The sequence below is a fragment of the Microbacterium sp. zg-B96 genome (genome assembly GCF_030246865.1).
Classification (GTDB): Bacteria; Actinomycetota; Actinomycetes; order Actinomycetales; family Microbacteriaceae; genus Microbacterium.
The window spans coordinates 696,569-721,649 of record NZ_CP126738.1; the positions used below are offsets into that span (position 1 = coordinate 696,569).

The 25,081-nt window shown below is 71.0% G+C and carries 20 protein-coding genes and 1 riboswitch; of the genes, 9 read left to right on the plus strand and 11 right to left on the minus strand.

All coding sequences use genetic code 11. The features are described from left to right. The first annotated feature begins 125 nt into the window (after positions 1 to 125). Positions 126 to 2,345: an NADP-dependent isocitrate dehydrogenase gene (locus tag QNO11_RS03110; protein ID WP_257509271.1), complete on the plus strand. Its 2,220-nt coding sequence runs from the start codon at positions 126 to 128 to the stop codon at positions 2,343 to 2,345. Positions 2,346 to 2,474: 129 nt separating this feature from the next. Here QNO11_RS03110 and QNO11_RS03115 read toward each other — a convergent pair whose 3' ends face one another. The 3 genes from QNO11_RS03115 to QNO11_RS03125 form a co-directional block, all read right to left on the minus strand. Beyond that, entirely contained in the window at positions 2,475 to 2,927 is a 453-nt protein-coding gene (locus QNO11_RS03115; protein ID WP_257509272.1) for a GNAT family N-acetyltransferase, read from the minus strand. A gap of 63 nt (positions 2,928 to 2,990) precedes the next feature. Beyond that, on the minus strand, positions 2,991 to 3,977 hold the full coding sequence (locus tag QNO11_RS03120; RefSeq protein ID WP_257509273.1) for an acetylxylan esterase: 987 nt from the start codon (positions 3,975 to 3,977) through the stop codon (positions 2,991 to 2,993). 28 nt (positions 3,978 to 4,005) lie between these two features. Next, positions 4,006 to 5,496, minus strand: coding sequence for a L,D-transpeptidase family protein (locus QNO11_RS03125; protein ID WP_257509274.1), 1,491 nt, complete (start codon positions 5,494 to 5,496; stop codon positions 4,006 to 4,008). Between the two features lie 204 nt (positions 5,497 to 5,700). On the opposite strand from QNO11_RS03125, the gene QNO11_RS03130 reads away from it, so the two are divergent. The 6 genes from QNO11_RS03130 to QNO11_RS03155 all read left to right on the plus strand — a co-directional run bounded on the left by QNO11_RS03130 (position 5,701) and on the right by QNO11_RS03155 (position 11,784). Then, a complete protein-coding gene (locus QNO11_RS03130; RefSeq protein ID WP_257509275.1) occupies positions 5,701 to 6,873 on the plus strand; it encodes an ROK family transcriptional regulator in 1,173 nt (390 codons plus the stop codon). A gap of 57 nt (positions 6,874 to 6,930) precedes the next feature. Continuing rightward, positions 6,931 to 8,178, plus strand: coding sequence for an extracellular solute-binding protein (locus tag QNO11_RS03135; RefSeq protein ID WP_257509276.1), 1,248 nt, complete (start codon positions 6,931 to 6,933; stop codon positions 8,176 to 8,178). A 64-nt stretch (positions 8,179 to 8,242) separates the two neighbouring features. Beyond that, on the plus strand, positions 8,243 to 9,220 hold the full coding sequence (locus QNO11_RS03140; protein ID WP_257509277.1) for a carbohydrate ABC transporter permease: 978 nt from the start codon (positions 8,243 to 8,245) through the stop codon (positions 9,218 to 9,220). Further along, positions 9,217 to 10,095 carry a carbohydrate ABC transporter permease gene (locus tag QNO11_RS03145; RefSeq protein ID WP_257509278.1) on the plus strand — a complete coding sequence of 293 codons (879 nt, stop codon included), beginning with the start codon at positions 9,217 to 9,219 and terminating at the stop codon, positions 10,093 to 10,095. Before QNO11_RS03140 ends, QNO11_RS03145 begins: the two co-directional genes overlap by 4 nt. A gap of 2 nt (positions 10,096 to 10,097) precedes the next feature. Further along, positions 10,098 to 11,012 (plus strand): ROK family protein, encoded by a 915-nt coding sequence (locus tag QNO11_RS03150; protein WP_257509531.1) that lies wholly within the window; start codon positions 10,098 to 10,100, stop codon positions 11,010 to 11,012. After that, positions 11,005 to 11,784 (plus strand): glucosamine-6-phosphate deaminase, encoded by a 780-nt coding sequence (locus QNO11_RS03155; RefSeq protein WP_257509279.1) that lies wholly within the window; start codon positions 11,005 to 11,007, stop codon positions 11,782 to 11,784. Before QNO11_RS03150 ends, QNO11_RS03155 begins: the two co-directional genes overlap by 8 nt. 15 nt (positions 11,785 to 11,799) lie before the next feature. Here QNO11_RS03155 and QNO11_RS03160 read toward each other — a convergent pair whose 3' ends face one another. The 4 genes from QNO11_RS03160 to QNO11_RS03175 all read right to left on the minus strand — a co-directional run bounded on the left by QNO11_RS03160 (position 11,800) and on the right by QNO11_RS03175 (position 16,434). Then, positions 11,800 to 13,197, minus strand: coding sequence for an FAD-binding oxidoreductase (locus QNO11_RS03160; RefSeq protein WP_257509280.1), 1,398 nt, complete (start codon positions 13,195 to 13,197; stop codon positions 11,800 to 11,802). Beyond that, positions 13,194 to 13,592, minus strand: a complete 399-nt coding sequence (locus tag QNO11_RS03165) for a YrdB family protein (RefSeq protein WP_257509281.1) — start codon at positions 13,590 to 13,592, stop codon at positions 13,194 to 13,196. The genes QNO11_RS03160 and QNO11_RS03165 overlap by 4 nt, the downstream gene beginning before the upstream one ends. Before the next feature lie 143 nt (positions 13,593 to 13,735). Beyond that, a complete protein-coding gene (locus QNO11_RS03170) occupies positions 13,736 to 14,896 on the minus strand; it encodes an N-acetylglucosamine-6-phosphate deacetylase (RefSeq protein WP_257509282.1) in 1,161 nt (386 codons plus the stop codon). Continuing rightward, the gene (locus tag QNO11_RS03175; protein WP_257509283.1) at positions 14,893 to 16,434 is read right to left on the minus strand and encodes a family 20 glycosylhydrolase; all 1,542 of its coding nucleotides are present in this window, start codon (positions 16,432 to 16,434) and stop codon (positions 14,893 to 14,895) included. The genes QNO11_RS03170 and QNO11_RS03175 overlap by 4 nt, the downstream gene beginning before the upstream one ends. A 93-nt stretch (positions 16,435 to 16,527) precedes the next feature. Beyond that, positions 16,528 to 16,611: riboswitch (ZMP/ZTP riboswitch) on the plus strand. A gap of 64 nt (positions 16,612 to 16,675) precedes the next feature. Between QNO11_RS03175 and glyA the strand changes: the two genes are divergently transcribed. Further along, complete coding sequence (gene glyA, locus QNO11_RS03180) at positions 16,676 to 17,950, plus strand: serine hydroxymethyltransferase (protein ID WP_257509284.1); 1,275 nt, start codon at positions 16,676 to 16,678, stop codon at positions 17,948 to 17,950. Continuing rightward, positions 17,947 to 18,834, plus strand: coding sequence for a bifunctional methylenetetrahydrofolate dehydrogenase/methenyltetrahydrofolate cyclohydrolase (locus tag QNO11_RS03185; RefSeq protein WP_257509285.1), 888 nt, complete (start codon positions 17,947 to 17,949; stop codon positions 18,832 to 18,834). The genes glyA and QNO11_RS03185 overlap by 4 nt, the downstream gene beginning before the upstream one ends. Positions 18,835 to 18,914: 80 nt before the next feature. Here QNO11_RS03185 and QNO11_RS03190 read toward each other — a convergent pair whose 3' ends face one another. The 4 genes from QNO11_RS03190 to hpaH form a co-directional block, all read right to left on the minus strand. Next, positions 18,915 to 19,460, minus strand: a complete 546-nt coding sequence (locus QNO11_RS03190; RefSeq protein ID WP_257509286.1) for a hypothetical protein — start codon at positions 19,458 to 19,460, stop codon at positions 18,915 to 18,917. Positions 19,461 to 19,574: 114 nt separating this feature from the next. After that, positions 19,575 to 23,114 carry a S8 family serine peptidase gene (locus QNO11_RS03195; protein WP_257509287.1) on the minus strand — a complete coding sequence of 1,180 codons (3,540 nt, stop codon included), beginning with the start codon at positions 23,112 to 23,114 and terminating at the stop codon, positions 19,575 to 19,577. 381 nt (positions 23,115 to 23,495) lie between these two features. Then, a complete protein-coding gene (locus QNO11_RS03200) occupies positions 23,496 to 24,296 on the minus strand; it encodes an aldolase/citrate lyase family protein (RefSeq protein WP_257509288.1) in 801 nt (266 codons plus the stop codon). Next, positions 24,281 to 25,066: a 2-oxo-hept-4-ene-1,7-dioate hydratase gene (hpaH, locus tag QNO11_RS03205; protein WP_257509289.1), complete on the minus strand. Its 786-nt coding sequence runs from the start codon at positions 25,064 to 25,066 to the stop codon at positions 24,281 to 24,283. Before hpaH ends, QNO11_RS03200 begins: the two co-directional genes overlap by 16 nt. Between the last annotated feature and the right edge of the window lie 15 nt (positions 25,067 to 25,081).

The window sequence follows — 25,081 nt, forward strand, 5'->3', positions numbered from 1 at the left end:
CGCATTGGTCGCGAAGCAGAGCACCGTCGCCGATCTGCCGCGGTGCGCACCGCGCGGCAGGCGTCCGCACGCGCCCGGGGTATCTTGATATCGAGACAACGCCGCTCGCGAATGGAGACCCACGGATGACCGAGCCGACCATCATCTACACCTACACCGACGAGGCCCCGGCGCTGGCCACCGCGTCGTTCCTGCCGATCGTGCAGGCCTACGCCGGTCAGGCCGGGGTGTCCGTTCAGACGCGGGACATCTCGCTTGCCGGCCGCGTGCTGGCCGCCTTCCCGCAGCACCTGACACCGGAGCAGCAGGTCGGCGACGCGCTGGCCGAGCTCGGGGGCCTGGCGACCCTGCCCGAGGCGAACATCATCAAGCTCCCCAACATCTCCGCCTCCATCCCGCAGCTCAAGGGCGCGATCGCGGAGCTGCAGGCGGCGGGCTTCGACATCCCCGACTACCCCGACGAGCCGACCACGCTCGAGGAGAAGGACATCCGCGCCCGGTACGACCGCATCAAGGGATCCGCGGTCAACCCGGTGCTGCGCGAGGGCAACAGCGACCGCCGCGCGCCGCTGTCGGTGAAGAACTACGCCCGCAAGCACCCGCACCGCAACAAGCCGTTCGCGGAGGGCTCCAAGACCCGCGTCGCCACCCTCGGGCACGACGACTTCAAATCCAACGAGAAGTCCGTGGTGATGCCCGCCGACGACGTGCTGACCATCCAGCACGTGGCATCCGACGGCACCGTCACGACGCTGAAGGACAGCCTGAAGGTGCTCCCCGGCGAGATCGTGGATGCCACGTTCCTCTCGGCCGCGGCCCTGGACGCCTTCCTCGCCGAGACGCTGCGCGCCGCCGAGGTCGACGACGTGCTGTACTCCGTGCACCTGAAGGCCACGATGATGAAGGTCAGCGACCCCATCATCTTCGGCCACGTCGTGCGCGCCTACTTCGCCGGCGTGTTCGCCCGGTACGGCGAGAAGATCGCCGCGGCGGGCCTCACCCCCAACGACGGGCTGGGCGGGATCCTCTCGGGGCTGAAGAGCGTCGACGGCGGCGAGGAGATCATCGCCGCGTTCGCCGACGCGATGGCCGACGGACCGCGGCTGTCCTACGTCAACTCCGACAAGGGCATCACCAACCTGCACGTCCCGTCCGATGTCATCGTCGACGCGTCGATGCCGGCGCTGGTGCGCAACGGCGGGAAGCTGTGGGGTGTCGACGGCGGCGAGGACGACACGATCGCCGTCATCCCCGACTCCTCCTACGCCGGGGTCTACCAGAGCGTGATCGACGACGTCATCGCGCACGGCCCGCTGGACCCGGCAACGATCGGCAGCGTGCCGAACGTGGGCCTGATGGCCCAGGCGGCCGAGGAGTACGGCAGCCACGACAAGACGTTCGAGATCGCCGCGGAAGGCGTCGTACAGGTGCTCGATTCGGCGGGCACCGTGCTGCTGGAGCACGCCGTCGCCCCCGGTGACATCTGGCGCGCGACGCAGACCAAGGACATCGCGGTACGCGACTGGGTGAAGCTGGCCGTCACCCGCGCCCGCGCCACCGGCGTGCCCGCGGTGTTCTGGCTCGACGCCACCCGTGCCCACGACGCGCAGCTGATCGAGAAGGTCAACACCTACCTCGGCGAGCACGACACGTCAGGGCTCACGATCGAGATCCTCCCCCCGGCCGAGGCGACGCAGTACTCGCTGGACCGCATCCGTCAGGGCCTGGACACCATCTCGGTGACCGGCAACGTGCTGCGCGACTACCTCACCGACCTGTTCCCGATCCTCGAGGTCGGCACGAGCGCCAAGATGCTCTCCATCGTGCCGCTGCTCGCCGGCGGTGGCCTGTTCGAGACCGGTGCCGGCGGCTCCGCGCCCAAGCACGTGCAGCAGCTCCTCTCGGAGAACTACCTGCGTTGGGACTCGCTGGGCGAGTTCTTCGCGCTTGCGGCATCCCTCGAGCACCTCGCCACGACCACCGACAACCCCAAGGCGCAGGTGCTGGCAGACACGCTGGACGCCGCGACCGGCACGTTCCTCGAGAACGACCGGTCGCCCGGTCGCGCGCTCGGCACGATCGACAACCGCGGCAGCCACTTCTACCTCGCGCTGTACTGGGCGCAGGAACTGGCGAAGCAGACGGCGGATGCCGAACTGGCCGCGATCTTCGCCCCGGTGGCCGAGGCGCTCGCCGCCGGCGAGGAGCAGATCGTCGCCGAACTGATCGCCGTGCAGGGCTCGCCGGTCGACGTGGGTGGCTACTACCGCCCCGACGCCGCCCGCGTGGAGTCCGTGATGCGCCCGTCCGCGACGTTCAACTCGGTGATCGACTCACTGGGCTGACCCCCCCCAACCCGTGAGACCACACCTGGTCGCCGAGACCGTGGGAACTTCCCATCGTTTCGGCGACCAGGTGTCGTTTCAGCGGAAGGGGAGCGGGGCGGGCGAGCGGCGGGGCGGGGCGAGGGCTCGCTAGAGGCGGACCTCGGCGACGACCTCGCCGTACTCGGTCTCGCCGACGGGGGTGAAGCCCACGCGGCGGAAGAAGGTGTCCGGGCCGCCCTCGCCTGCCTCGTAGATGGCGTTGACGTGGTCCATGCCGCGGCTGCGCGCCTCTTGGAGCAGCTGCTCGACGGCGAAACGTCCCACGCCGCGGCCCTGGTCGTCGGCATCGACGTTGATGCGCCACAGCACCGAGCGGAAGTGCTCCTGTGGTGCCTCGGGGTCGAAGTTCGCGCTGACGAACCCGACGACCTCATCCCCGTCGAGCACGACCCGCTGCCATGACGTGGAGGGGTTCACGACGGTCGCGGCGATCGCGTAGCTCTCCGGGGCGAGGAAGCGTTCCTGCCCGGGCTTGAGCGACATGTTGTTCACCGCGACGATCGTGGATGCCGACAGTTCTTCTACGCGCAGCTCAGCCATCCCCACAGGGTAACGGGGTTTTCCAGCCGGTCGCACGAGCGGGCAGGACCCGTCATCGGGATTTCACACAACGGACGTCTGGGAGACCGGTTGCGTGGCCAGGAACGCCGCCTGCGCGAACCACTGGTGCGCCTGGCCGCCCTCGTGCTGATTATGGGTGTACACCTCGATGCGCCTGTCGCCGGCGTAGTGGTTGAACGCCGCGTACACCGTGGACGGCGGGCACACCGGGTCCATCAGCGCGACGGAGAACAGCGCCGGCGCGGTGGCGCGCTTGGCGAAGTTGACGCCGTCGAAGTACGAGAGGGTGTCGAACACGCGGTCGTCGGCGCCGCGGTGCACCGACAGGTAGCGCACCACCTCCTGATAAGGGTCGCGATCGGTCAGGCCCACTGCCCGCTCGAAGTGGCACAGGAACGGCACGTCGGGCATGGCCGCCACGAGCCCTTCGGCAAGGCCGGCGGCGGCCAGCGTGATGCCGCCGCCCTGGCTGCCGCCGGCGACGGCGACGCGGGCGGGGTCGACCTCGGGCAGCGTCCGGACGGCGTCGATGGCGCGCACGGCGTCGGTGTAGACGCGGCGGTAGTAGTAGGTGTCGGGATCGTCGATGCCGCGCGTGAGGAAGCCGCTGGCCGAAGGGCCGGCTCCGTGCGGGTCGGGGGTGTCACCGCCGGATCCCCACGTGGAGCCCTGCCCGCGGGTGTCCATGAACAGGTGCGCATAGCCGGCGGCCGCCCAATCGCTGCGTTCGCCGGGCAGGCCCCGGCCGCCGCCGTAGCCGTTGAACTCCACGACGGCAGGCAGCGGCCCCGGCACCCCGCGCGGCAGCGTCAGCCACGCGCGCACCGGCTCGCCGGCGAACCCGGGGAAGGTGAGGTCGAACACGTCGAACACCGCGAACGGGGTGTCGACCTGCCGGCGCACCACCTCGCCGCCGGCGGCGCGGGACTCGGTGAGCGTGCGAGACCAGAACTCGTCGAAGTCGTCCGGCTCGCGCACGTCGGGGCGGTAGGCCGCCAGCTCGTCGGGGGTCAGGTCGAATCGTGGCACGATCGCCACGATAGGGGGTGGTGCGGCGTCAGTTGTGGATCGACACTTCGACGCCGGGTGCGGCCCAGTCGTACAGCTGCGCCGCACGCCACTCCGGCATCCCCACGCAGCCGTGGCTGCTGGGGCGGCCCCAGTTGCTGTGCCAGTACACGCCGTGGAAGGCCTGACCGCCGTTGAAGTACATCATCCACTTCACGTTGGGCTGCACGTACGGGCCGAGGTCTTCGCCGTTGGGCCCGCGGTAGGTGCCGTAGAGCGTCTGCATGGGGTACATGCTCTGGATCGTGTAGTTGCCGGTGTACGTCGGGGCGCCCTGCTTGCCCGTCGAGACCGACCACGAATCCACTGCGGCACCGTTCTCGTAAAGGGTGACCCGCTGCGCGCTGAGGTTGACGTCGATCGTGCGCTCCAGAGCGGTGGTCTGGAACTGGGTCTCGACGACGGGGAGCGGGTACACCGCGTTGCCGGTGCTCAGCTGCTCGGCGAAGCCCGCGGCGATGCCGTCGGTCGATTCCAGCGCTCGCCCTGCCTGGCCGGACTGGATGTCGTAGAGATGCTCGCCTGCCGTGTTGGTGATGACGGTGGCATTCACCGCGTCGCGCGCGACCAGGGCCGGCAGAGTGTCGACGACCGGCTGAATCGCGGCGGGGTCCGCCGTGAACTCGAACGTGCCGTCCTCGGTGGTGCTGAGGGTGATCCAGGATGCCAGCACGGCACGGTCCACCGGCACGGTGCGCTCTTCGCCGATGTAGAAGCCGGCGGAGTCGAGCATCGCGTTCAGCACGTCGGCGCTGGACTGGGCGGAGTCGGTGGTCGTGTTCGCCGGGATCGGTGCGAGCGCCGGGTCGTCGAGCACGACGGTGGCGGCACCGTCGTTGAACGCCTGCTGCAGCCCGGCCTCGACAGCGGCCGGATCCACACCCGAGCCGTCGACGGCGGGCGTGACGACGTACGTCTGCGTGCCGGCGTCGAAGGCGAGCATGGCGTCGGTCGGAGCCGTGTACAGGCTGGGCGCGGCCTCGCGGAGGATCTCCGCGGTGAGCTGCGCGTCGATCGTGATGGGCGCCGAGATCGGGTCACCGAACCACTGCGTCACGTTCCACGCCGGCCGCGTCTCGAAGGCCGACTCGGCGATCGCGCGCACATCGAGTTCGGCGCCGAGGTCGGCGGAGCTGACCGCGTCACCGTCGCCGACGACGAGTTCGGTGTTCTGCAGACGTTCGGAGATCGCGTCGCTGGCGGCGCCGGGGGTGAGCAACCCCACCGAGACCCCGGCCACCGTGGTGCCGGGTGCGATGAGCATGAGGGATGCGGCGCCGGCACCGAGCGCGGCGACCGCGACGGGGATGCCGATCCACAGCGCCAGACGGCGCTTCTTGCGGGGCGGTTCTGCGGACGCCCACTTCACCTCGGTAGTGCCGGCTTCGTCGCCCCCGGCGCCCAGCGCCAGGGTCGGGGCGTCGTCGGTTGCGACGGCGCCCGTTTCGTCGGCCTCTGGCCTGGTGACTACGTCCGTCACATTCCACCCCCCGGGTTGCGTGATCCGATACGTCCTCCCCATGGTAAGGGACGTTCGACACGCCGAGGCAACGGAAGCATCACGGTCCGAGACCCACGAACCTCGCCGACGTCGCCTCGATTCAGGTCACAGTTTTGTAAAGAGTCCTCCCAGATTACGCAACCGATCTTGTGGCGCGATAATTCGTAAGCTCTACTAACAAACATGGCCGGCATTGACGCCCCGCGCTCCGCATCCGCCGAGACTGCCGTGCGCGGATTCGGTGCCAGCCGTGTGCTGCGCGCAGGTGGCAAGGTGCTCCCCGAGCACGCCCGCGCACACAACCGGTCCCTCGTGCTGCAGACGCTGTTCCACGGCGGCGCGATGAGCCGTGCCGACCTCGCCCGCGAGACCGCGCTGACCCGCGTGACGATCTCCGACCTCGTCGCCGAGCTGATGGGCGACGGGTTCGTCGCCGAACGGGGCATGCGGGAAGCGTCGGGGCCGGGTAAGCCGGGGATGCTCGTCGATCTCGACCGGGAGGGCCACCGCATCGTCGGGATCGACCTGTCCGGCAGCGACCGCATTCTCGGGGCGGTGCTCACCCTCGGCGGCGAGATCGTCGTGCGGCGGGAGATCCCGATGCCGGCAGGCGCCGCGGTCCTTCCCGCGGTCCTCGCCTTCGCCCGCGAACTCGTCGCTGATTCGCACGCGCCGGTGCTCGGCGTCGGCATCGGAACCCCAGGCATCGTCAATGATGCGGGGGTGGTGCTGACGGCGCCGAGCCTCGGCTGGTCGGGGCTCGAACTGCAACGGATCGTCTCGACCGAGCTCGCCCTCCCGGCGCTGGTCGCCAACGACGCCAACGCCGCTGTGCTGGCTGAATACACGTTCGGCGGGTCAGGCGAAGACGTGCTGCTGGTGAAGGTCGACCGTGGCGTCGGCTCGGGGCTGCTCGCCGGCGGGCAGCCGATGCGCGGCGGCCGCTTCGCGGCAGGTGAGATCGGGCACGTCACGGTCGGCACCGACGGCGGACCGGTGTGTGCGTGCGGCAAGGTCGGATGCCTGGAGGCATGGCTGTCCGCTCCCGCGTTGATCGCGCGGCTCGCCGCCGCCGGCGTCGCAGACCGCGACGGCATCCTGCGCGACGCCGGCGAGCGCCTGGGCATCGCCCTGGCGCCGGTCGTCGGCGCGCTGGACCTGTCGGAGATCGTGCTCTCCGGCCCCACTGAACTTCTCGACGGCCCGCTCGCGGAGCAGGCCGCCGAGACGCTGCGCGCCCGCACACTCGCCGAGTTCCACGACGGGCTGCAGGTGCGGATGACGGCCCAAGGCGAGGACATCGTCCTGCGCGGAGCCGCCGTCATGGTCCTGTCGGGGCAACTGGGAGTCTCCTGACAATCGCCATCCTCGGGCCGTGAGGCTCACCCGAACCCAAGAGATCGAAGGAAAACCATGAAGAACAACACGATTGGAGCCGTCGCGCTCCTGGGCGCTGCGGCGCTCGTCCTCGCCGGGTGCTCGAACACCGGCGGCGGTGGCGGTGACGCCGATGCCGAGGGCGCCGAGATCCGGGTGTGGCTGGTCGGGGCGGATACGCCCGACGCCGCCCGCGACTACCTCGTGGAGACATTCGAGGAGGACAACCCCGGCTCCACGCTCGTCATCGAGGAGCAGAGCTGGGACGGTCTGGTCGACAAGCTCACGACGAGCCTGTCCAGCTCGGACAGCCCGGACCTCGTCGAATTCGGCAACACGCAGGCCCCGGCGTTCACCTCGGTGGGGGCACTGCTGGACATCTCCGACATCTACGAAGACCTCGGCGGCGATGATCTGCTGCCCGGCTTCGTCGAGGCAGGCAGCTACGAGGGCGCGTTCTACGCCGCACCGTTGTACTCCGGCGCGCGCGTCGTCTTCGCCGACCCCGCGTTCGTGTCCGAGGCGCCCGCCACGCTCGAGGAGTACGTCGCGACGGCGAAGGACCTCGCGTCGGCCAACGCCGGCGACAGCGGCATCTACTTCGCCGGTCAGGACTGGTACAACGCCCTGCCCTTCATCTGGGAGAACGGCGGCGAGATCGCCGTCCCCGACGGTGACCAGTGGGACGCCCAGCTGAGCAGCTCGGAATCGGTGGCAGGGCTCCTGCAGGTGCAGGACCTGATGACCACCGCGTCCACCGCGCCGAAGGACGGCGACAACGCCGAGCCGTGGACCCCGTATTGCGAGGGCACCGCGATCCAGTTCTCGGCGCCGAACTGGGCACTGGGACTGGCCAGCGCCTGCGAGACCCAGACCCCGCCGGCAGCCCCGTTCGTCTACGCCCTCCCCGGTGCCGACGGTGAGGCCGCCCAGGTGTTCGCGGGTGGGTCGAACATCGGCATCTCGGCCAAGTCGGCCAACCCGGAGCTGGCCAAGAGCGCGCTGGGGATCATCCTGAGCGACGAGTTCCAGACGATCTACGGCGAGAACGGCCTGATCCCGGCGAAGAAGTCGCTCGCCTCGACGCTCGGCGACACCCCGGAGGCGCAGGCGTTCACCGAGGCGGCGGGCAACGCCAAGCTGACGCCCGCTTCGCCGAACTGGGCGGAGGTGGAAGCCTCCCGCGTGCTCGAGGACTTCTTCGTCAAGATCGCGCAGGGCGGCGACGTGCCCTCGCTCGCCGAAGAGGTCGACGTCACCATCGAGGAGATCCTCAACGGCTGACCCGTCGGGGTACGGCCCGTACGCGCGGGCCCGTACCCCGCACGCCCCGGTATCAGGAGCACCCATGCCCGTCATGAAAAGCGACCTCGACCCGTCGATCACCGCGATCGACGACGGCGCCACGGTCGACCCTCCGCCCCGCCGCGCCCGGCGCCCCGGCGGCTTTACGCCCTATGCGCTGCTGCTGCCGGCGCTGGTCGTCCTCGCCGTCATCACCGGTTGGCCGCTGCTGCAGCTGCTCATCATGAGCGTGCAGGAGTTCGGCCGAGCACAGGTGTTCGGTGCCCCGCCCGAGTTCGTCGGCTTGGCCAACTACCTCGCGGTACTCACCGACTCGGAGTTCTGGGAGGTGCTCAGCCGCTCGCTGCTGTTCGCGGCGGTGTGCGTCGTGGTCACGATGGTGCTCGGCATCCTCGTCGCCCTGCTGCTGGCGCGCCTGGGAAAGGTGCTGCGCACCGTCGTGTCGGTGGGTCTGCTGCTGGCGTGGGCGATGCCGCCGCTGTCGGCGACGATCGTGTGGGGGTGGATCTTCGACACCCAGTACGGCGTGCTCAACCACGTGCTGGTGAACGGGTTCGGGCTGGAGCAGTTCACCGGGCATTCGTGGCTCATCGAGCCGCTGAGCTTCTTCTTCGTCGCGTCGGTCATCATCGTGTGGGGCGCGGTGCCCTTCGTCGCCTTCACCGTGTACGCCGGCCTCACGCAGGTGCCCGATGAAGTGCTCGAAGCGGCGCAACTGGATGGGGCGGGGGCGACCCAGCGCTTCTTCCTCGTGGTGGTTCCGTTCATCCGACCGATCCTCGCGATCGTGACGATCCTGCAGGTCATCTGGGATCTGCGTGTGTTCACGCAGATCTACGCACTGCAGTCGATCGGCGGACTGGCCGAGCAGACCAACACCCTCGGCGTGTACATCTACCGGGTGTCGCTCGGGTCGGGCGACTTCGGCGCCGGTGGGGCCATCTCGGTGATCGTCGTACTGCTGCTGGTGGGGCTGTCGGCGTTCTACGTGCGTCGCAGCGTCAAGGAGGAGGCGCTGTGAGCGCCGCTGTGTCGTCCGCCCGCCGTCCGGGGCGCCTGCGCCGCCGTGTCGGCTCGTTGCTCACCGTCGCCGCCGCCGTGGTGGTCTTCCTCGCCTCGGTGTTCCCGGTGTATTGGATGGTCAACACGTCGTTCCAGCCCAACGGGCAGGTACGAGGCAGCGAGCTGCACTTCTGGCCCGACAACTTCACGCTCGACAACTACGTCGGAGTCGTGTCGGGCTCGGCGCGCGCACCCTTCCTCCCCGCGCTGGGCAACTCGCTCATGGTGGCGCTGCTGACGGTCGTCATCGCGCTGGTGTTCGCCTTCCTCGCCGCCCTCGCCGTCACCCGGTTCCGCTTCCGCAGCCGGGCGCCGTTCATCATCACGATCCTCGTCATCCAGATGATCCCCGCCGAGGCGATGATCATCTCGGTGTTCCGCCTCATCGACGGCTGGCAGCTGCTCAACAGCGTCATCGGGCTCACGCTCGTGTACATCGCCACCGTGCTGCCGTTCACGATCTGGACGCTGCGCGGCTTCGTCAACGGGCTACCGATCGAATTGGAGGAAGCCGGCATGATCGACGGGCTCAGCCGCTCGCAGGCGTTCTGGAAGATCACCTTCCCGCTGCTCGCGCCGGGGCTGGTCGCCACCGGCGTGTTCGGCTTCATCCAGGCGTGGAACGAGTTCGTGTTCGCCCTCGTGCTCAACCCCCGGCCCGAGGCGATGACCCTGCCGGTGTGGCTGCGCACCTTCCTCGACCCCAACGGCGGCATCAACTGGGCCGAGCTCATGGCCGGCTCCACCCTGGTGGCGATCCCGGTCGTGGTGTTCTTCCTCATCGTGCAGAACCGCATGACCGGCGGCATGGTCGCCGGGGCGGTCAAGGGCTGATGCTGCGCATCGGGCTCGATGTCGGCGGCACCAAGACCCTCGCCGTCGCGGTGGCCGCCGACGACAGCATCGTCGCGCAGGCGCGGCTGCGCACCGGCCGGGGTCCGGATGCCGTGGTGTCGGGCATCGTCGAGGCGGTGCGGCAGGTGCGGAAGGCCGCGGGCGCCGGCCCGGTGCGTTCGGTGGGTGTGGGGATCCCCGGCCAGGTCGATCGCGGCAGGGTCACCCATGCGCTGAACCTCGGTATCGACGACCTCGATCTGGTCGCGGCCCTCACGCCGCGGCTGGGGGCGCCGCCGGCGGTCGAGAACGATGTGAGGGCCGCCGCGCTGGGCGCGTACACGCTGCGGGGGAGCGCGGGGTCCCTCGCGTACCTGAACCTCGGGACCGGGGTGGCGGCAGGGATCGTCTCGGACGGCCGCGTGTGGCGTGGCGCCCGCGGGGCGGCGGGCGAGGTCGGCCACATCTCGATCGATCCCGCCGGGCCGACGTGCCGGTGCGGCCAACGAGGCTGCATCGAGGCGTTCGCCGGTGGCGCGTCGCTCGCCCGCCGGTGGCGGCGGCCGGGAGACGTTCCGGTGCAGGACCTGTTCGATACGGCGGATGCCGGCGACCCGGACGCGTCGGCGATCCGCACCGGCATCGTCTGCGCAGTGGCATCCGCGGCGCAGGTGCTCATCCTCACCGCCGACGTCGACGTCGTCGTGCTGGGCGGCGGCCTGACCGGACTGGGCGAGCGGCTGGCGGCCCCGGTGCGGGCGGAACTGAACTCACGGGCCGGCGCGTCGGATTTCCTGCGCTCGCTGCGGTTGGATGGGAGAGTCACGCTGCTGCCCGTCGGCTCACCCGCCGCAGCTCTGGGAGCAGCACTGGTAGGCGCGGCATCCGCGCCCGAGGAGGTATTTGGCCATGGCTGAGATCGTGATCGTCCCGACACCGGCGGATGCCGGCGCGCTCGTCGCGGCGGAGATCCTCTCCCTCGTGCGGCGCACGCCCGACGCCGTGCTGGGACTTGCCACCGGGTCCACCCCGCTGCCGGTCTACGAGGCGCTGCGTGCGCGACGCGACGAGGTCGACCTGTCGCGCGTGCGCGGCTTCGCGTTGGACGAGTACGTGGGCATCGACCCGGCGCACCCGGAGAGCTATCGCAACGTCATCTTCCGCGAGGTCGTCGAGCCGCTCGGGCTGGACCCGGCGCGGGTGCGCGTGCCCGACGGGTCGCTCGCGGGCATCGAGCACGCCGGTGAGGACTACGAGCGGGCCATCGCGGCGGCAGGCGGGGTCGACCTGCAGATCCTCGGGATCGGCACCGACGGGCACATCGGGTTCAACGAGCCGGGCTCCTCCTTCGCCTCCCGCACGCGGGTCAAGACCCTCACCGAGCAGACCATCGCCGACAACGCGCGCTTCTTCGACTCGCCCGGCCAGGTGCCCATGCACTGCATCACGCAGGGTCTCGGCACGATCCTCGCCGCCCGGCACCTGGTGCTCCTCGCGTTCGGCGAGGGCAAGGCGCCGGCCGTCGCCGGGGCCGTGGAGGGACCGGTGAGCGCGTCGCTGCCGGGGTCGGCGATCCAGCTGCACCCGCACACGACGGTCGTCGTCGACGAGGCGGCGGCGTCGCAGCTGCAGCGCGCCGACTACTACCGCTACGCCTGGGCGCACAAGCCCGCCTGGCAGGGACTGTAAGCGCGACTGAGCGTCTCAGGCGGTGAAGACCTTGCCCGGGTTCAGGATGCCGAGCGGATCGAACACCCGCGCGATGTCGCGCTGCAGTCGCCACTGATCCTCGCCCAGTTCGTCGGCCAGCCATCGGCGCTTGAGCACGCCGATGCCGTGCTCGCCGGTGAGCGTTCCGCCCAGGCGCAGCGCCGCGCGGAACAGCGCGTCGGCGGCGTCCCAGATGTGCGGCGGCACCTCGGGCCCGGTGAAGACGAAGTTCGGGTGCAGGTTGCCGTCGCCGGCGTGCGCCACGGTCGGGATCGTCACGCCGAACTCGCGCTCGATGCGGGCGATCTCGTCGAACATCGCCGGCAGCGCGCTGCGCGGCACCGCGACGTCCTCGATGAGGGTCGTGCCGAGGGTCTCCATCGCCGGATGCATGGCGCGGCGCACCGCGAGCAGCCGCTCGCCCTCCGCCTCGTCGGCGGCGACCACGACCGCGCCGCCGGCGGCGGTGAGCACCCGTGCGATCGCGTCGGCCTCGACGTGGGCGGCGGGGCCGTCGGTCTGGATCGTCAGCTGCGTGGCGCCGGCTGTCGGGGGTGCCAGCTGCAGCAGCCGGTGCGCGGCGGCCAGACACGTGGCATCCATCAGCTCCATGATCGCCGGCTGGATGCCGCTCGCGGTGACGGCGGCCGAGGCGACCGCCGCGGCGCGCACGTCGGGGAAGGTCGCCGCGATCGTGCGCGTGGCGCCGGGTACGAGCCGGCGGAGCTTGAGGGTGGCGCCGACGACGACGCCGAGGGTGCCCTCCGAGCCGATCATGAGGGAGGTCAAGTCCAGCCCCGTCACGCCCTTGACGCTGCGGTGACCGAAGCGCATCAGGCGCCCGTCGGCGAGCACGACGTCCACGGCCAGCACTGCGTCGCGGACGACACCGTACTTGGCGCACAGCAGCCCGCCCGCACCGGTGGCGATGTTGCCGCCGACGGTCGAGATCTCCCGACTGGCGGGGTCGGGCGCCCACCACAGGCCCTGGGCGGCGAGGGCGGCGTTGAGCTGGGCGTTGAGGATGCCGGGTTCGACGACGGCGAGCAGGTCGTCGGGGCGCACCTCGAGGATGCGGTCCATGCCCCGCACCGACAGCGCGATCTCGCCGGGTCCGGCGTTGGCGCCGCCGGCCAGGCCCGTGCCGGCGCCGCGGGTCACGACGGGAGTGCGGGTCTCGGTCGCGATGCGCAGTGTCGTCTGTACGTCGGCGACCGAGGCGGCGCGCACGACCGCCAGCGGCGGACCGGCCGACGCGTGCCCCGACTTGTCGGCGCGGGCCGCCTGGAGCGCGGCGGGCGTGGTGTCGACGCGGCCGGGGAGCGCGGCGTGCAGCAGCGCGACCGGGTCCGATGCCGCGGCGGGCGTCGCGGGCCGCGCCGAGTCGGTCATGCGAAGCGGCGGCGACCGGAGATGACCCCGACGGTCACGGCGACGACGGCGAAGCCCAGACCCACCCACGCGTTGCCCAGCGCCCACCAGGCGATCGTCGCGGCGGCGTAGACGAGAAGTTCGACCAGGGCGCGGACGAACGGGTGCACCGCGAGCACCGCGCGCGGCGACACGAACAGTGCCCACAGCAGGATCGCGACGACCGGCGAGCCGATCCCGACCACGAGGTTCCACGGCCAGTCCCAGGCCACGAATCCCCAGAATGCCAGCGTGCCGAAGGCGAACAGGCCGCACACGACCGAGAGCACGTCCACGGCGTCCAGGCCGGGCCGGGTGCCGGCTTGCGGCTGCGGCTCGGCGGGTGTCTCGGGGCGCACGGAGGGCAGATCGGACATGCGCTCAGTCTACGTGGGGCCTGGCGTGTGACCGCGGGCGCGGGGCGCGGCATCCGCTCCGCGCGCGGCCCGGTGTCCAGCGTAGGAGATGTGGCCGAGGGAGGACGGATGCCGCGGGTTCGGTCCTACGCTCGTCCCTTTTCCTACGCTCGTGACCCCGCGGCCGGCACGGGCTCGCCGTCCACCCACACCTCGCGCACGCGCAGGTCGGGGTCCAACAGCACCGCGTCGGCCGTCGCCCCGACGGCAAGCGACCCGGCTGCGGCGCGCACGGCCCGGGCGGGTACCGTCGTCAGTGCCGCCACCGCCTCCGGCAGGGGCACGCCGCACTCCGCGGTGACCAGGCGCAGCGCGGCATCCTGCATCAGCGTGGAGCCGGCGATCGAGCCACCGTCATCCAGGCGCGCCACGCCGCCGGCCACCGTGACGGCGAGCCCGCCGAGGCTATAGGGGCCGTCGGGGGCCCCGGCCGCAGCCATCGCGTCGGTGATCAGCGCGACGCGCCCCGGCGCCCCGGCGAAGACGAGCCGCATGACGTCGGGGTGCACGTGCGTGCCGTCGGCGATGAGCTCCAGCGTCACGCGGTCGTCACCCATCGCGGCCACGACGGGTCCGGGGGAGCGGTGGTGGATGCCGCGCATGCCGTTGAACGCATGCGTCAGGATCGTCGCGCCCGCATCGAACGCCCGCTGCGCAGCAGCCGCGTCGGCGTCGGTGTGTCCGATCGCGACGACCACGCCCGCCGCGACGAACCGCGCGATCGCCTCGGCCGCCCCCGGCAGCTCCGGCGCCAGGGTCACCTGCCGCAGCGTGCCATCCGCGGCAGTCAGCAGCCGGTCGACGGATGCCGCGTCCGGCGCCCGCAGCAGACCCGCCGTGTGCGCGCCCTTGTGTCCGGCGGCCAGGAACGGCCCCTCCAGGTGGGAACCGAGGATCGTGGCATCCGTCCGGGCGAGCGCGGCGACCATGCCCACTCGCGCGACCAGGTCGTCGATCGACGCGGTCACCAGCGACAGCACGGCGCGGGTGGTGCCGTGTGCACGGTGCACGGCACGGGCCGCCGCGATCTCTGCCGGGCCGTCGTCGAACGCGCCGCCAGCGCCGCCGTGCCCGTGGATGTCGACGAACCCGGGGGTCAGCCACGCACCGCCGCCGTCGCGGACATCGCGGGGCGCGAGGTCCTGCCATCCGTCGCCGTGGCCGGCAGCCACCACGTGGCCGGCGTCGAACGCGACCCACGCGGCGCCGGCGACGGTGCCGGCATCCACCAGCCGGACGTCTCGGATGACGCGGGCGACGCTCATGCGCCTGTCCAGTCGATCTCCGGGGAGCGGTCGAACCCGATGCCGGCGGCCTGCCACGCCGGCCCTCGGGCAGCCAGGCGGGTGCGGAACGACGCCCAGGTGCGGTCGGGGTGGGTGCCGGTCGCGGGCGACCACGCGGCCTCCGCCGCGGCGGCGATGCGGGGGAAGGCCAGCGCCTCGATGTCGGCGAGGGTGCGCACCGTCTCGGTCCACAGCGGCGCCTCGACGCCCAGGATGTCGGCTTCCCCCACGCCGTCGATCACGTCCGCCGGCTCCCAGCGGTAGGAGCGCTCCACGCTGGTGGCCCCGTTCGCCCACGTCAGCCCGAGCGCGCCGTCGGGGTCGCGCTTCATGTCGAGGTAGACCGCGTCGGCGGGCGACAGGATGAGCTGGGAGCCGCCGCGCGCGAAGGCTGCGGCGTTGTCCGCATCGGCGCCGGAGACGAACCCCCAGTACTGCCCGATCGTCGACGGTGCGATCTCGGGTGCGGCGCCGGCCTCGTGCCAGGCCAGCGGCGTCTTGCCGAGGTTGGCGACCAGCTCGGTGACCCGCGCGATGAACACCGCGAAGTCGTCGGGGTCGGTACCCAGGCACTCGTCGCCGCCGATGTGCAGGTAGGGGCCGGGGGTGATCGCGGCGAGCTCACCGAGCACGTCGGCGAGGAAGTCGTAGGTGGCCTCGTCGTCGGTCTTCAGCGACGAGAATCCCACCGCGAAGCCGGTGTACGGCTCGCCCGCCGCCGGCAGGTGGCCGCCGTACTGCGCCACGTTCTCGCGCACCGTGTCGGTGATGACGGGTGCTTCGGTGATCTCCGGGTAGGCCAGGCCGATGGCGTGCGTGTGACTGGGGACGTCGATCTCGGGGACGACGGTCATGTGACGCGACGCGGCGTGCGCGACGATCGCCGCGTAATCCTGCTGTGTGTAGAAGCCGCCCGCCCCGCCGCCCACCGCGGTGCCCGCCGCCCGCGCGGTCAGTTCGGGACGCGAGCGGATCTCGAGGCGCCAGCCCTGGTCGTCGGTGAGGTGCAGGTGCAGGTGGTTGAGCTTCAGCTCCGCCGCCCGATCGATGTATGTGCAGACCGTCTCGACGGGGAAGAAGTGCCGCGCGACGTCGAGCATGACGCCGCGGTAGGCGAACCGCGGTGCGTCGGCGATCTCGACCGCCGGGATCACCCAGCCGCCCTCCTCGTCGCCCGCCAGCAGCTGCGCGAGGGTCTGCGCACCGTAGAACAGTCCGGCCGCTCCCGAGGAGACGACGGCGACGGATGCCGCATCCACCGTGATCGCGTACGACTCCGCGCCGCCCGGTCGCTGCGGCTCGAGCCGGAACTGCACCGTGTCCGCGCCGTCGACCCTCGCAGCCGGCTCGGCCAGGCGGATGCCGGTGCGCACCGCGACGAGGTCGGCGAAGGCCGCCGCGGTGTCGAGGTCGCCGGCGAGCCTGGTCGCTTCGCCGAGGCGGAAGGCCGCACCGTCGGGTGCGGCAACGGCTGCGGGGAGCGGGACGAGGAAGAGGCCTGCGGTGGTGTCTGACACATGGCCATTCTGTCGTGGCATCCGGACGCCCTGCACCTCGACGGCAAACGTCGGCGCCCCCTCTCGCGGGCGCCGACCCCTCGTCCGCTATGATCGGGGTGTCGCGACTGGCGTTGAGGTGGGCAACCACCGGGGAGCGACTGATGAGGACATCGACCGCACGCCTGGGCCGGGTCTCGATAGTCCGCTCTGCGGGCGGTTCGACCCGAGTTCCATGAAGAAGTGCAGTCAGGAGATCGTCATGACCGATTCCGTATTCAATGCCCCCCTCTCCGAGGTGGATCCCGAGATCGCCCAGGTGCTCGAGCGCGAGCTCGAGCGTCAGCGCGGATACCTCGAGATGATCGCATCCGAGAACTTCGTGCCGGTGTCCGTGTTGCAGTCGCAGGGCTCGGTGCTGACCAACAAGTACGCCGAGGGCTACCCCGGGCGCCGCTACTACGGCGGCTGCGAAGAGGTCGACGTCGCCGAGGAGCTCGCCATCGAGCGGGCCAAGGCGCTGTTCGGCGCCCAGTTCGCCAACGTGCAGCCGCACTCGGGCGCCTCCGCCAACGCCGCGGTGCTGCACGCCATCGCGCGCCCCGGCGACACCCTGCTCGGCCTGGCGCTGGATCAGGGCGGCCACCTCACGCACGGCATGAAGATCAACTTCTCCGGCCGGCTGTACAACATCGTCGCGTACGGCGTGGACCCCGAGACCTCGATCATCGACATGGCCGAGGTGCGCCGCCTCGCGATCGAGCACAAGCCCAAGGTGATCATCGCCGGCTGGTCCGCATATCCGCGCCAGCTGGACTTCGCCGCGTTCCGTGCGATCGCCGACGAGGTCGGTGCCCTGCTGTGGGTCGACATGGCCCACTTCGCCGGTCTCGTCGCGGCGGGTCTGCACCCCAACCCGGTGCCGCACGCCCACGTGGTGTCCTCCACGGTGCACAAGACGATCGGCGGCCCCCGCTCCGGCTTCATCCTCAGCAACGACCCCGACATCGCCAAGAAGATCAACACCGCCGTCTTCCCCGGCCAGCAGGGCGGGCCACTCATGCACGTCATCGCCGCCAAGGCCACCGCGTTCAAGCTCGCCGCGACCCCCGAGTTCGCCGAGCGTCAGGAGCGGGTCCTGCGGGGCGCGGCGATTCTCGCCGAGCGCCTGACGCAGCAGGACGTGAAGGATGCCGGCATCGCGGTGCGCTCCGGCGGCACCGACGTGCACCTGGTGCTGGTGGACCTGCGCGAGGCGGCGATCGACGGCAAGCAGGCCGAAGACCTCCTGCACGAGATCCACATCACCGTCAACCGCAACGCGGTGCCCAACGACCCCCGACCGCCGATGGTCACGTCGGGCCTGCGCATCGGCACGCCGGCGCTGGCGACCCGCGGATTCGGCGACGCCGAGTTCACCGAGGTGGCCGACATCATCGCGCTGGCCCTGCTTCCCGGCGCCGATGTCGAGGCGCTGCGCACCCGCGTGGCGGCCCTCACCGCCGCGTTCCCCCTCTACCCCGGCCTGCAGCAGTGACCGCGGTCCGCCTCGACGGCGTCGCCACGGCGGCGGCGATCAAGGACGAACTGCGCGCCCGCGTCGCGGCGTTGGCCGAGCAGGGCATCGTCCCCGGCATCGCGACGGTGCTGGTGGGTGCCGACCCTGCATCCCAGCTGTACGTCGGCATGAAGCACAAGCAATCCGAAGCCATCGGGATGAACTCGATCCAGCGGGAACTGCCCGCCGACGCCACGCAGCAGCAGGTGGAGGCGGTCATCGACGAGCTCAACGCCGACCCCGACTGCCACGGCTACATCGTGCAGCTGCCGCTGCCGCGCCACCTCGACACCGACGCGATCCTCGAGCGCATCGACCCGGCCAAGGATGCCGACGGGCTGCATCCGACCAACCTCGGCCGGCTCGTGCTCAACGTCAACACTCCGATCACCTCGCCGCTGCCGTGTACGCCGCGCGGCGTGATCGAACTGCTGACCCGCAACGGCTACGACCTTGCCGGCAAGCACGTCGTCGTCGTGGGCCGCGGCGTGACCATCGGGCGCTCGATCGGGCTGCTGTTGACCCGCCGCGAGTACAACGCGACGGTCACCCTCACCCACACCGGCACCGTCGATCTCGGGCGGCACCTGCGCGAGGCCGACGTGATCGTCGCGGCGGCCGGCGTCAAGCACATCGTGCGCGCCGAGGACGTGCGTCCCGGTGCGGCGGTGCTCGACGTGGGCGTGACCCGCGAGGTCGACCCGGAGACCGGCAAGAACCGCGTCTACGGGGACGTGCACCCTGATGTCGCCGAAGTGGCCGGTTTCCTGTCGCCGAACCCCGGCGGGGTGGGGCCGATGACCGTGGCACTGCTGATGACCAACGTGGTCGAAGCGGCCGAACGCGTCGCCGCCGGCGCGTAATTCAGGAAGAAGCGCCGGATGCGGGGCCCAACCGGTCCGGCATCCGGCGTTCTTCCTGAATTGTGAACCGTGGAGCGGGCTCAGCCCTTGCCGAGGTCGTCGAACATGCGGCGCTGCTCCTCGGTGAGGCCGTCGCCTGCCTCTGCCCGGTCGGCCGCCGACGAAGGGGAGCCGGCGGCGGATGCCGCGGAGCGGCCGCGCCCGCCGAGCGCCCGGTCGTACAGCCCGCCGGCGCCGGCTTCGATCCTGTCGTCCACGAGGTCGTAGACGATCCACGCCAGCAGCAGCGCCACCGGCGGGAACAGCCAGCCGGTGAACACTCCCGACACGTGCACCGGCGACAGCACCACGACGAGCACCCACACGATCAGTTCGACGACGAACACCAGGCCGAACTGCACGAGCTTCTCGCCGACGCGGGTCCGCTGCCCTGCGGATTTGGCGGCCATGCCGCGGAACGCCTTCGCGATCGCGGGCTTGAGCCAAATGGTCCCCGCGGTGAGCACGATCGCCGCCCACAGCGCCGACCAGCCCACCTGCACCGACCGCAGCACCCAGCCGATGGCCACCAGCACGGCGACGTTGAACACATACAGCGACGCGAAGCGCACGACCCAGGTCTTCATGTCTCACACTGTGCCACGCCTCACACCCCGTGAGACCACTGCTAGTGGCCGAGACCGTGGTTGTTTCCCACGGTCTCGGCCAACAGGTGTGGTCTCAGCGATCGAGCGCGGCGCTCAGCGCACCGTGATCGTCGTCTGCTCGGCGGGGATCGCCCGCAGCAGCGGGCTCGTGAGCGTCGCTACCGTGTCCCACTGGCCGCGCAGCACGCCGGTGAGTTTGTAGTCGAACGTCACGGTGCCCCCCGCCGTGGGCGGGGCGGTGGTGATGGCATACACCGCGCCCGCCTCGGGCGGGTCGACGGTTACCCCACTGGTGCCGTCGCGGTTCTCCGCCCCGGTCACCGTCGCCGCCGCGGCGTCGGGCACCGCTGCGTCGCCGTACGTGAACCACATCCCCTCGGTCGCGCCCAGTGCGATCCAGGTCTGGAACGTGTTCGTGGCATTGCGGCTGAACGTCGGCACGTCCTCCCACTCGACCACGAGGAAGTCGGTGGTGCCGTCGTTGAGCACGCCCACGCGCACGGCGCCCCCGGCCTCCGGGTTCAGGTCGGTCCACAACGGCGCGAGCACGTTGTTGGGCAGTTCCGGATCGGGGATGCCGGTGGACTCCCACGACACGTCCGTCGCCGCCGCGCCACCGACCACCAGGTACCCGTTGGAGACGATGCCGATGCGGTCGTACACCTCACCGCCGTACTGGAACGACGGCAGCGTGTAGTTCACGTACGCCTCGTCGCCGAGTCCGGCGATCGGAGCGACCCCGAAATCGGCGAGCGGAAGGTAGCCGCCGCCCGGGTGCGTCCCGGCATCCGGTGCGACCGACTCGATCGTCGGCGCGATGGCCGGGCTCAGCGTGCCGTCCCATTTGGCGCCCAGGAACTGCTTGCTGGCGGGGGCGGTGACGCCGCGGACGTTGAGGAACGGGTGCGCGGTGACGCGGATGGATGCCGGCACCTCGACGGGCAGGAAGTTGGTCGCCGTGACGGTGCAGGTCGTGGTCCCGCCGCGCCGGATGCTCTCCGGCTCGCAGGACTGATCGAGCGACACCTCGGCCTCGCGCACGTTGGCGGCGACCGGGATCACGGCATCCACACCGCCGCGGGTCGGGGTGAGGGTGATCTCGCCCTGCTGCCAGCCATCGGTGGCCTCGAGACCATCGATGATCACCGACAGCTTCTTGGTGCCGCCGGCGGGAACGGTGAACCACGTCGGGAAGACCGTCACCCGAAGCCCTCCGGTGGCCTCGGCGCTGACCCGGAAGGTCTGCGCCCGGTCGGTGACATTGGTCACCGTGCGCGAGGTCTGGACGGCACCGGGCATCGGGTCGGCGTAGATGCTCGGGATGTTGAGGTCGATCCGGCCCTGCGGGTCGGCGGCGCTGTCCTCGAACCGTTGCGCCGTCTCGGCGATGGTGACGACCGGGGACACCGCGCGGTCGGCGCGGATGCTCCCCGCGCCGCGGTCGAACACGCCTGCCGGCGATCCGTCCGCGTTGATGACGTCCTGCAGCGACGAGGTCATCAGCGCCGACTTGACCTGACCGGGCGTGAAGTCCGGCCGGGCGGCGATGACGAGCGCGGCCACACCGGCGGCGTGGGGCGACGACATCGACGTGCCTGCGATGGCCTGGAAGTACTCGCCGGCAGGGCCGGAGTCGATACCGCTGGGCTCGGGCGTGTGACCGGCGAGCACCTGGATGCCGGGGCCGGTGATGTCCGGCTTGAGGAACTCCCCGATGGGCCCGCGGGAACTGAAGCTGGCCATCACGTCGCCCTGCGCCGGCGTCGCCTGGCCCGCGCCCCACGACGCCGTGACGCCGGGTCGGGTGAGGAACGCCAGCACGTCGTCGTTGGGCCCTTCCAGGTGGATCACCGGCAGGAAGTGGTTGTCGGTGTTGGTCTCCATCGTGGTCGGGTTGTAGAGGATCATCCCGGCCGCGCCGCCGAGGGAGGCGAAGTACCCCTTCTCCACTCGCCCGTTGCCGCCCCGCTCGCAGACCACCACGGTGCCGGTCAGGCTCCCGGCGGGGAAGGGCTGTTCGCAGCGGATGCCGCCGGTGTAGCCGGGCACGGCATCGGCGCGCACCACGGGGGCGTCGGTGACCCCCTGCGTCACGGTCGCACCGATCTTGCTGAGCGTGCCGCCGTCAGCCGCGGCCAGTTCCAGCGTCGCGGTGAACGCGCGGTCCAGTGTGGACGCGGCGACCGTGGTGGTCCAGGGCCCGGCGTGGTTGGCGGTGGATGGCGCGGGGCCGGAGTTGCCGGCCGACGCGTGCACCGCGACACCCGCGGCGTAGGCGTCGAGGAAGGCCAGCTCGACGGGGTCGGTGTACACACTGGCCGAGCCGCTGATGGAGTAGTTGATCACGTCCACCCCGTCGAGCACGGTCTGCTGGACGGCGTCGACGAGGTCGGAGTTGTAGCCGCCGCCGGGGCCGAGGGCGCGGTAGGCGATGATCGAGGCGCCCGGAGCCACGCCGCTGATGGGGCCGTGGTCGACACCAAGCACGGGCGAGCTGTCCACCGCACTGCCGGCGGCGGTGGTGGCGGTGTGAGTGCCGTGGCCGTCGGAGTCGCGTGCCGAGCAGACATCCGCGGAGCAGAAGTCAATCGCGCCCGCGGGCTCTTCGGCGAGTTCCTGGTAGGCGTCGAGGAACGCGTAGGCGCCGATCAGCTTGTCGGTGCACGAGAACGCGTCGCCGATCGAGCCGTCACCGAACTGGCATTCCCACGGCCCGCCTGCGGGGAGGTCGATGCCGTTGTCGACGAGCATCGGGTGCTCGGGCCAGATGCCGGTGTCGATCACCCCGACGATGACGCCGGCGCCGGCCTGGTCGCGTCCGCCGAGGCTCGGCCAGACGGCATCCGCGCCGATGAACGTGGTGGCATCCGCGTCGATTCCGCCGTTGTCGTACGTGATCGGCCCGGGGGTCTCCACCGGCGCCGGGGTCTCCTCCGGTGCCGGGGTCTCCTCGGGTGCCGGGGTCTCCACCGGTGCCGGGGTCTCCACCGGTGCCGGGGTCTCTTCGGGGGCCGGGGTCTCCTCCGGGGCCGGGGTCTCCTCGGGTGCCGGCGTCTCCTCCGGTGCCGGGGTCTCCTCGGGGCTCGCGATCTGACGCAGCGCGTTGTTCTGCACCGCGGCGACGCCCTCGAGCGCGGCGATGTCCTTCGCACGGTTGGCGGGGATCGTCACCGACAAGCCGCCGTACACCGTGACGTGACGGGAGAGCAGCGTGGCCGACGGGACGGATGCCTGGATGGTGGCGAAGGCGGCATCCAGCTGCGCTTCGACGAAGCGGGTGTACTCGGCGGCGGCGGCGTTGGGCAGGTCTTTTCCGGTGACACCGGGGCTGGTCGCGGCGTATCCGTCGATGCCACCGGCATACGAGGCGACGGGGTCGACGTCGACCTTGACCATCACCGCGGCGCGGGCCGCGTCGGTGCGGGCGAGCACGTCGGGGTCGCTCTCGGCGAGCTTTCCCGACGCCGATCGCGCGGTGGATTCTGCCGGCGCTTCCGGCGCGAGCGGAGAGGCGGTGAAATCGCCTGCCGTGGCGGCGCGGGCGGGCGGGGCAAGCGTGACGAGCAGGAGGGCGGTCACCCCCAGCGCGGCGAGAATCTGCATGATGCGCGGGAGCGACAGCGATCGAGTCATCCGGGAGCCCTCCGTCGATGAACCTGAGTGTTCGGTACGAAGAAGCTAAAGGTTCGCTGAGAGCGAGCGCAATGGAGTCCGCGCCAGCTCTCATCGAACTCTCATGTAGCGGCTAGTCTCCACGCCATGACCCTGGAACTCTGCGTGCTCCTGTGGGCGTCGCCGGGCAACGAGAAAGCGCTGTCGCGATACGAGGACACCGTTCGTCTAGCCCGGCGCGGGGCGCTTCTCCGCCGCTATCGGCTCTCCACAGCGAGGCGCCCGGCGAGCAGGACGTAGGTGGCCGCGAACGTGCGGCGCAGCCACGCCATTACCTTCGGTCGCGTGATGACCTGGCTTCGCCGTTGTTAAGGAGCTCGGCCATCCCGCATCGTGCGCGGATCAGTACGACGCGCGGCCAGCGCCGCGTTCATCCACCCAGCGGGCCGCCAGCGCTTCCGAGCCGCGGGCGAGCAGCGACACGTCGGCGCCGACGAGGGCGAACGCGGCCCCGGCATCCAGATACGCCTGCGCCACGGTCGGGTCGAACGCGTTGACGCCGACCGGCTTGCCCGCCGCGCGCACGGCCTCGAACGCCCGCAGCGCCGCCGCGGTGACGTCGGGGTGGGTCTGTTGCCCCAGCAGCCCGAGCGAGGCCGCCAGGTCGGACGGGCCGACGAACACCCCGTCGATCCCGTCGACCGCGGCGATGTCGGCCGCCGCGTCGACGCCGGCGGCGGTCTCGATCTGCACGAACAGCGATACGTGGTCGGCGGCATCCTGCAGGTAAGCGTCGACGCGGTTCCAGCGCGCCGAGCGGGCCAGCGCCGACCCGACGCCGCGGCTGCCGCGAGGCGGGTAGTGCACCGCCTCGACCAACGCCCGTGCCTCGGCGGCGGAGGACACCATCGGCACCAGAAGGTTCTGCGCACCGATGTCGAGCACCTGCTTGATCGTCACGACGTCGCCGATCGGCACCCGCACCACCGGGGTGATGGGGTACGCGGCGACCGCCTGCAGCTGGGCGAGCACCGAATCCAGCGAGTGGGGGGAGTGCTCCATGTCGATCAGCAGCCAGTCGAGCCCCGAGCCGGCGCAGATCTCGGCGACCAGCGCCGATCCCGAACACACCCACATCCCGCACAGCGGCCGGTCGGCGGCGGCGAGGTCCTCGCGGAAGGTCGGACTCAGACGAAGCGGCATGTGAGGGTTCCCATCGGTCCGTAGTCGCACAGCACGCTGTCGCCGCGCGAGACCCACGTCGGGCGGGTGAACGACCCCGCCAGGATGATCTCACCGGCCTCCAGGTGCGCACCGTGCTGGTGGAGTTTGTTCGCGAGCCACGCCACGCCGGTGGCGGGGTGGCCGAGCACGCCGGCGGCGACGCCGGTCTCCTCGATCGTCTCGTTGCGGTACAGCAGCGCCGACACCCAGCGCAGGTCGATCTGGTCTGGCCTCATCGGGACGCCGCCGAGCACCATCCCGCCGTAGGAGGCGTTGTCGCTGATCGTGTCGACGATCGTGCGACCCTCCAGCTCGATGTGGGAGTTGAGCACCTCCAGCGCGGGCGTGACGTATTCGGTGGCCCGCAGCACGTCGAACACCGAGCAATGCGGCCCTTCCAATGGCGCTTTGAGCACGAAGGCGAGCTCCACCTCGATGCGCACGTTGGAGAAGTGGTCGAAGGGGATGCTCGATCCGCTGTCCCATACCGTGTCGTCGAACATCACGCCGTAGTCCGGCTCGGTGATGCCGGTGGCCTGCTGCATCGCCTTCGACGTCAGGCCGATCTTGCGGCCGACCAGACGCCGGCCCGAGGCCAGTTGCCGGTCACGCCAGATGCCCTGGATGGCATAGGAGTCCTCGACCGTCGCCTGCGGGTAGCGGGCGCTGATCCGCGGCACCACGCCGTGCGTGCGGCCGGCATCGGCGAGCTCGGCGGCGATCGCATCGATGACCTCGGGGTCGAGCATCGTTGTCCTTCCGTT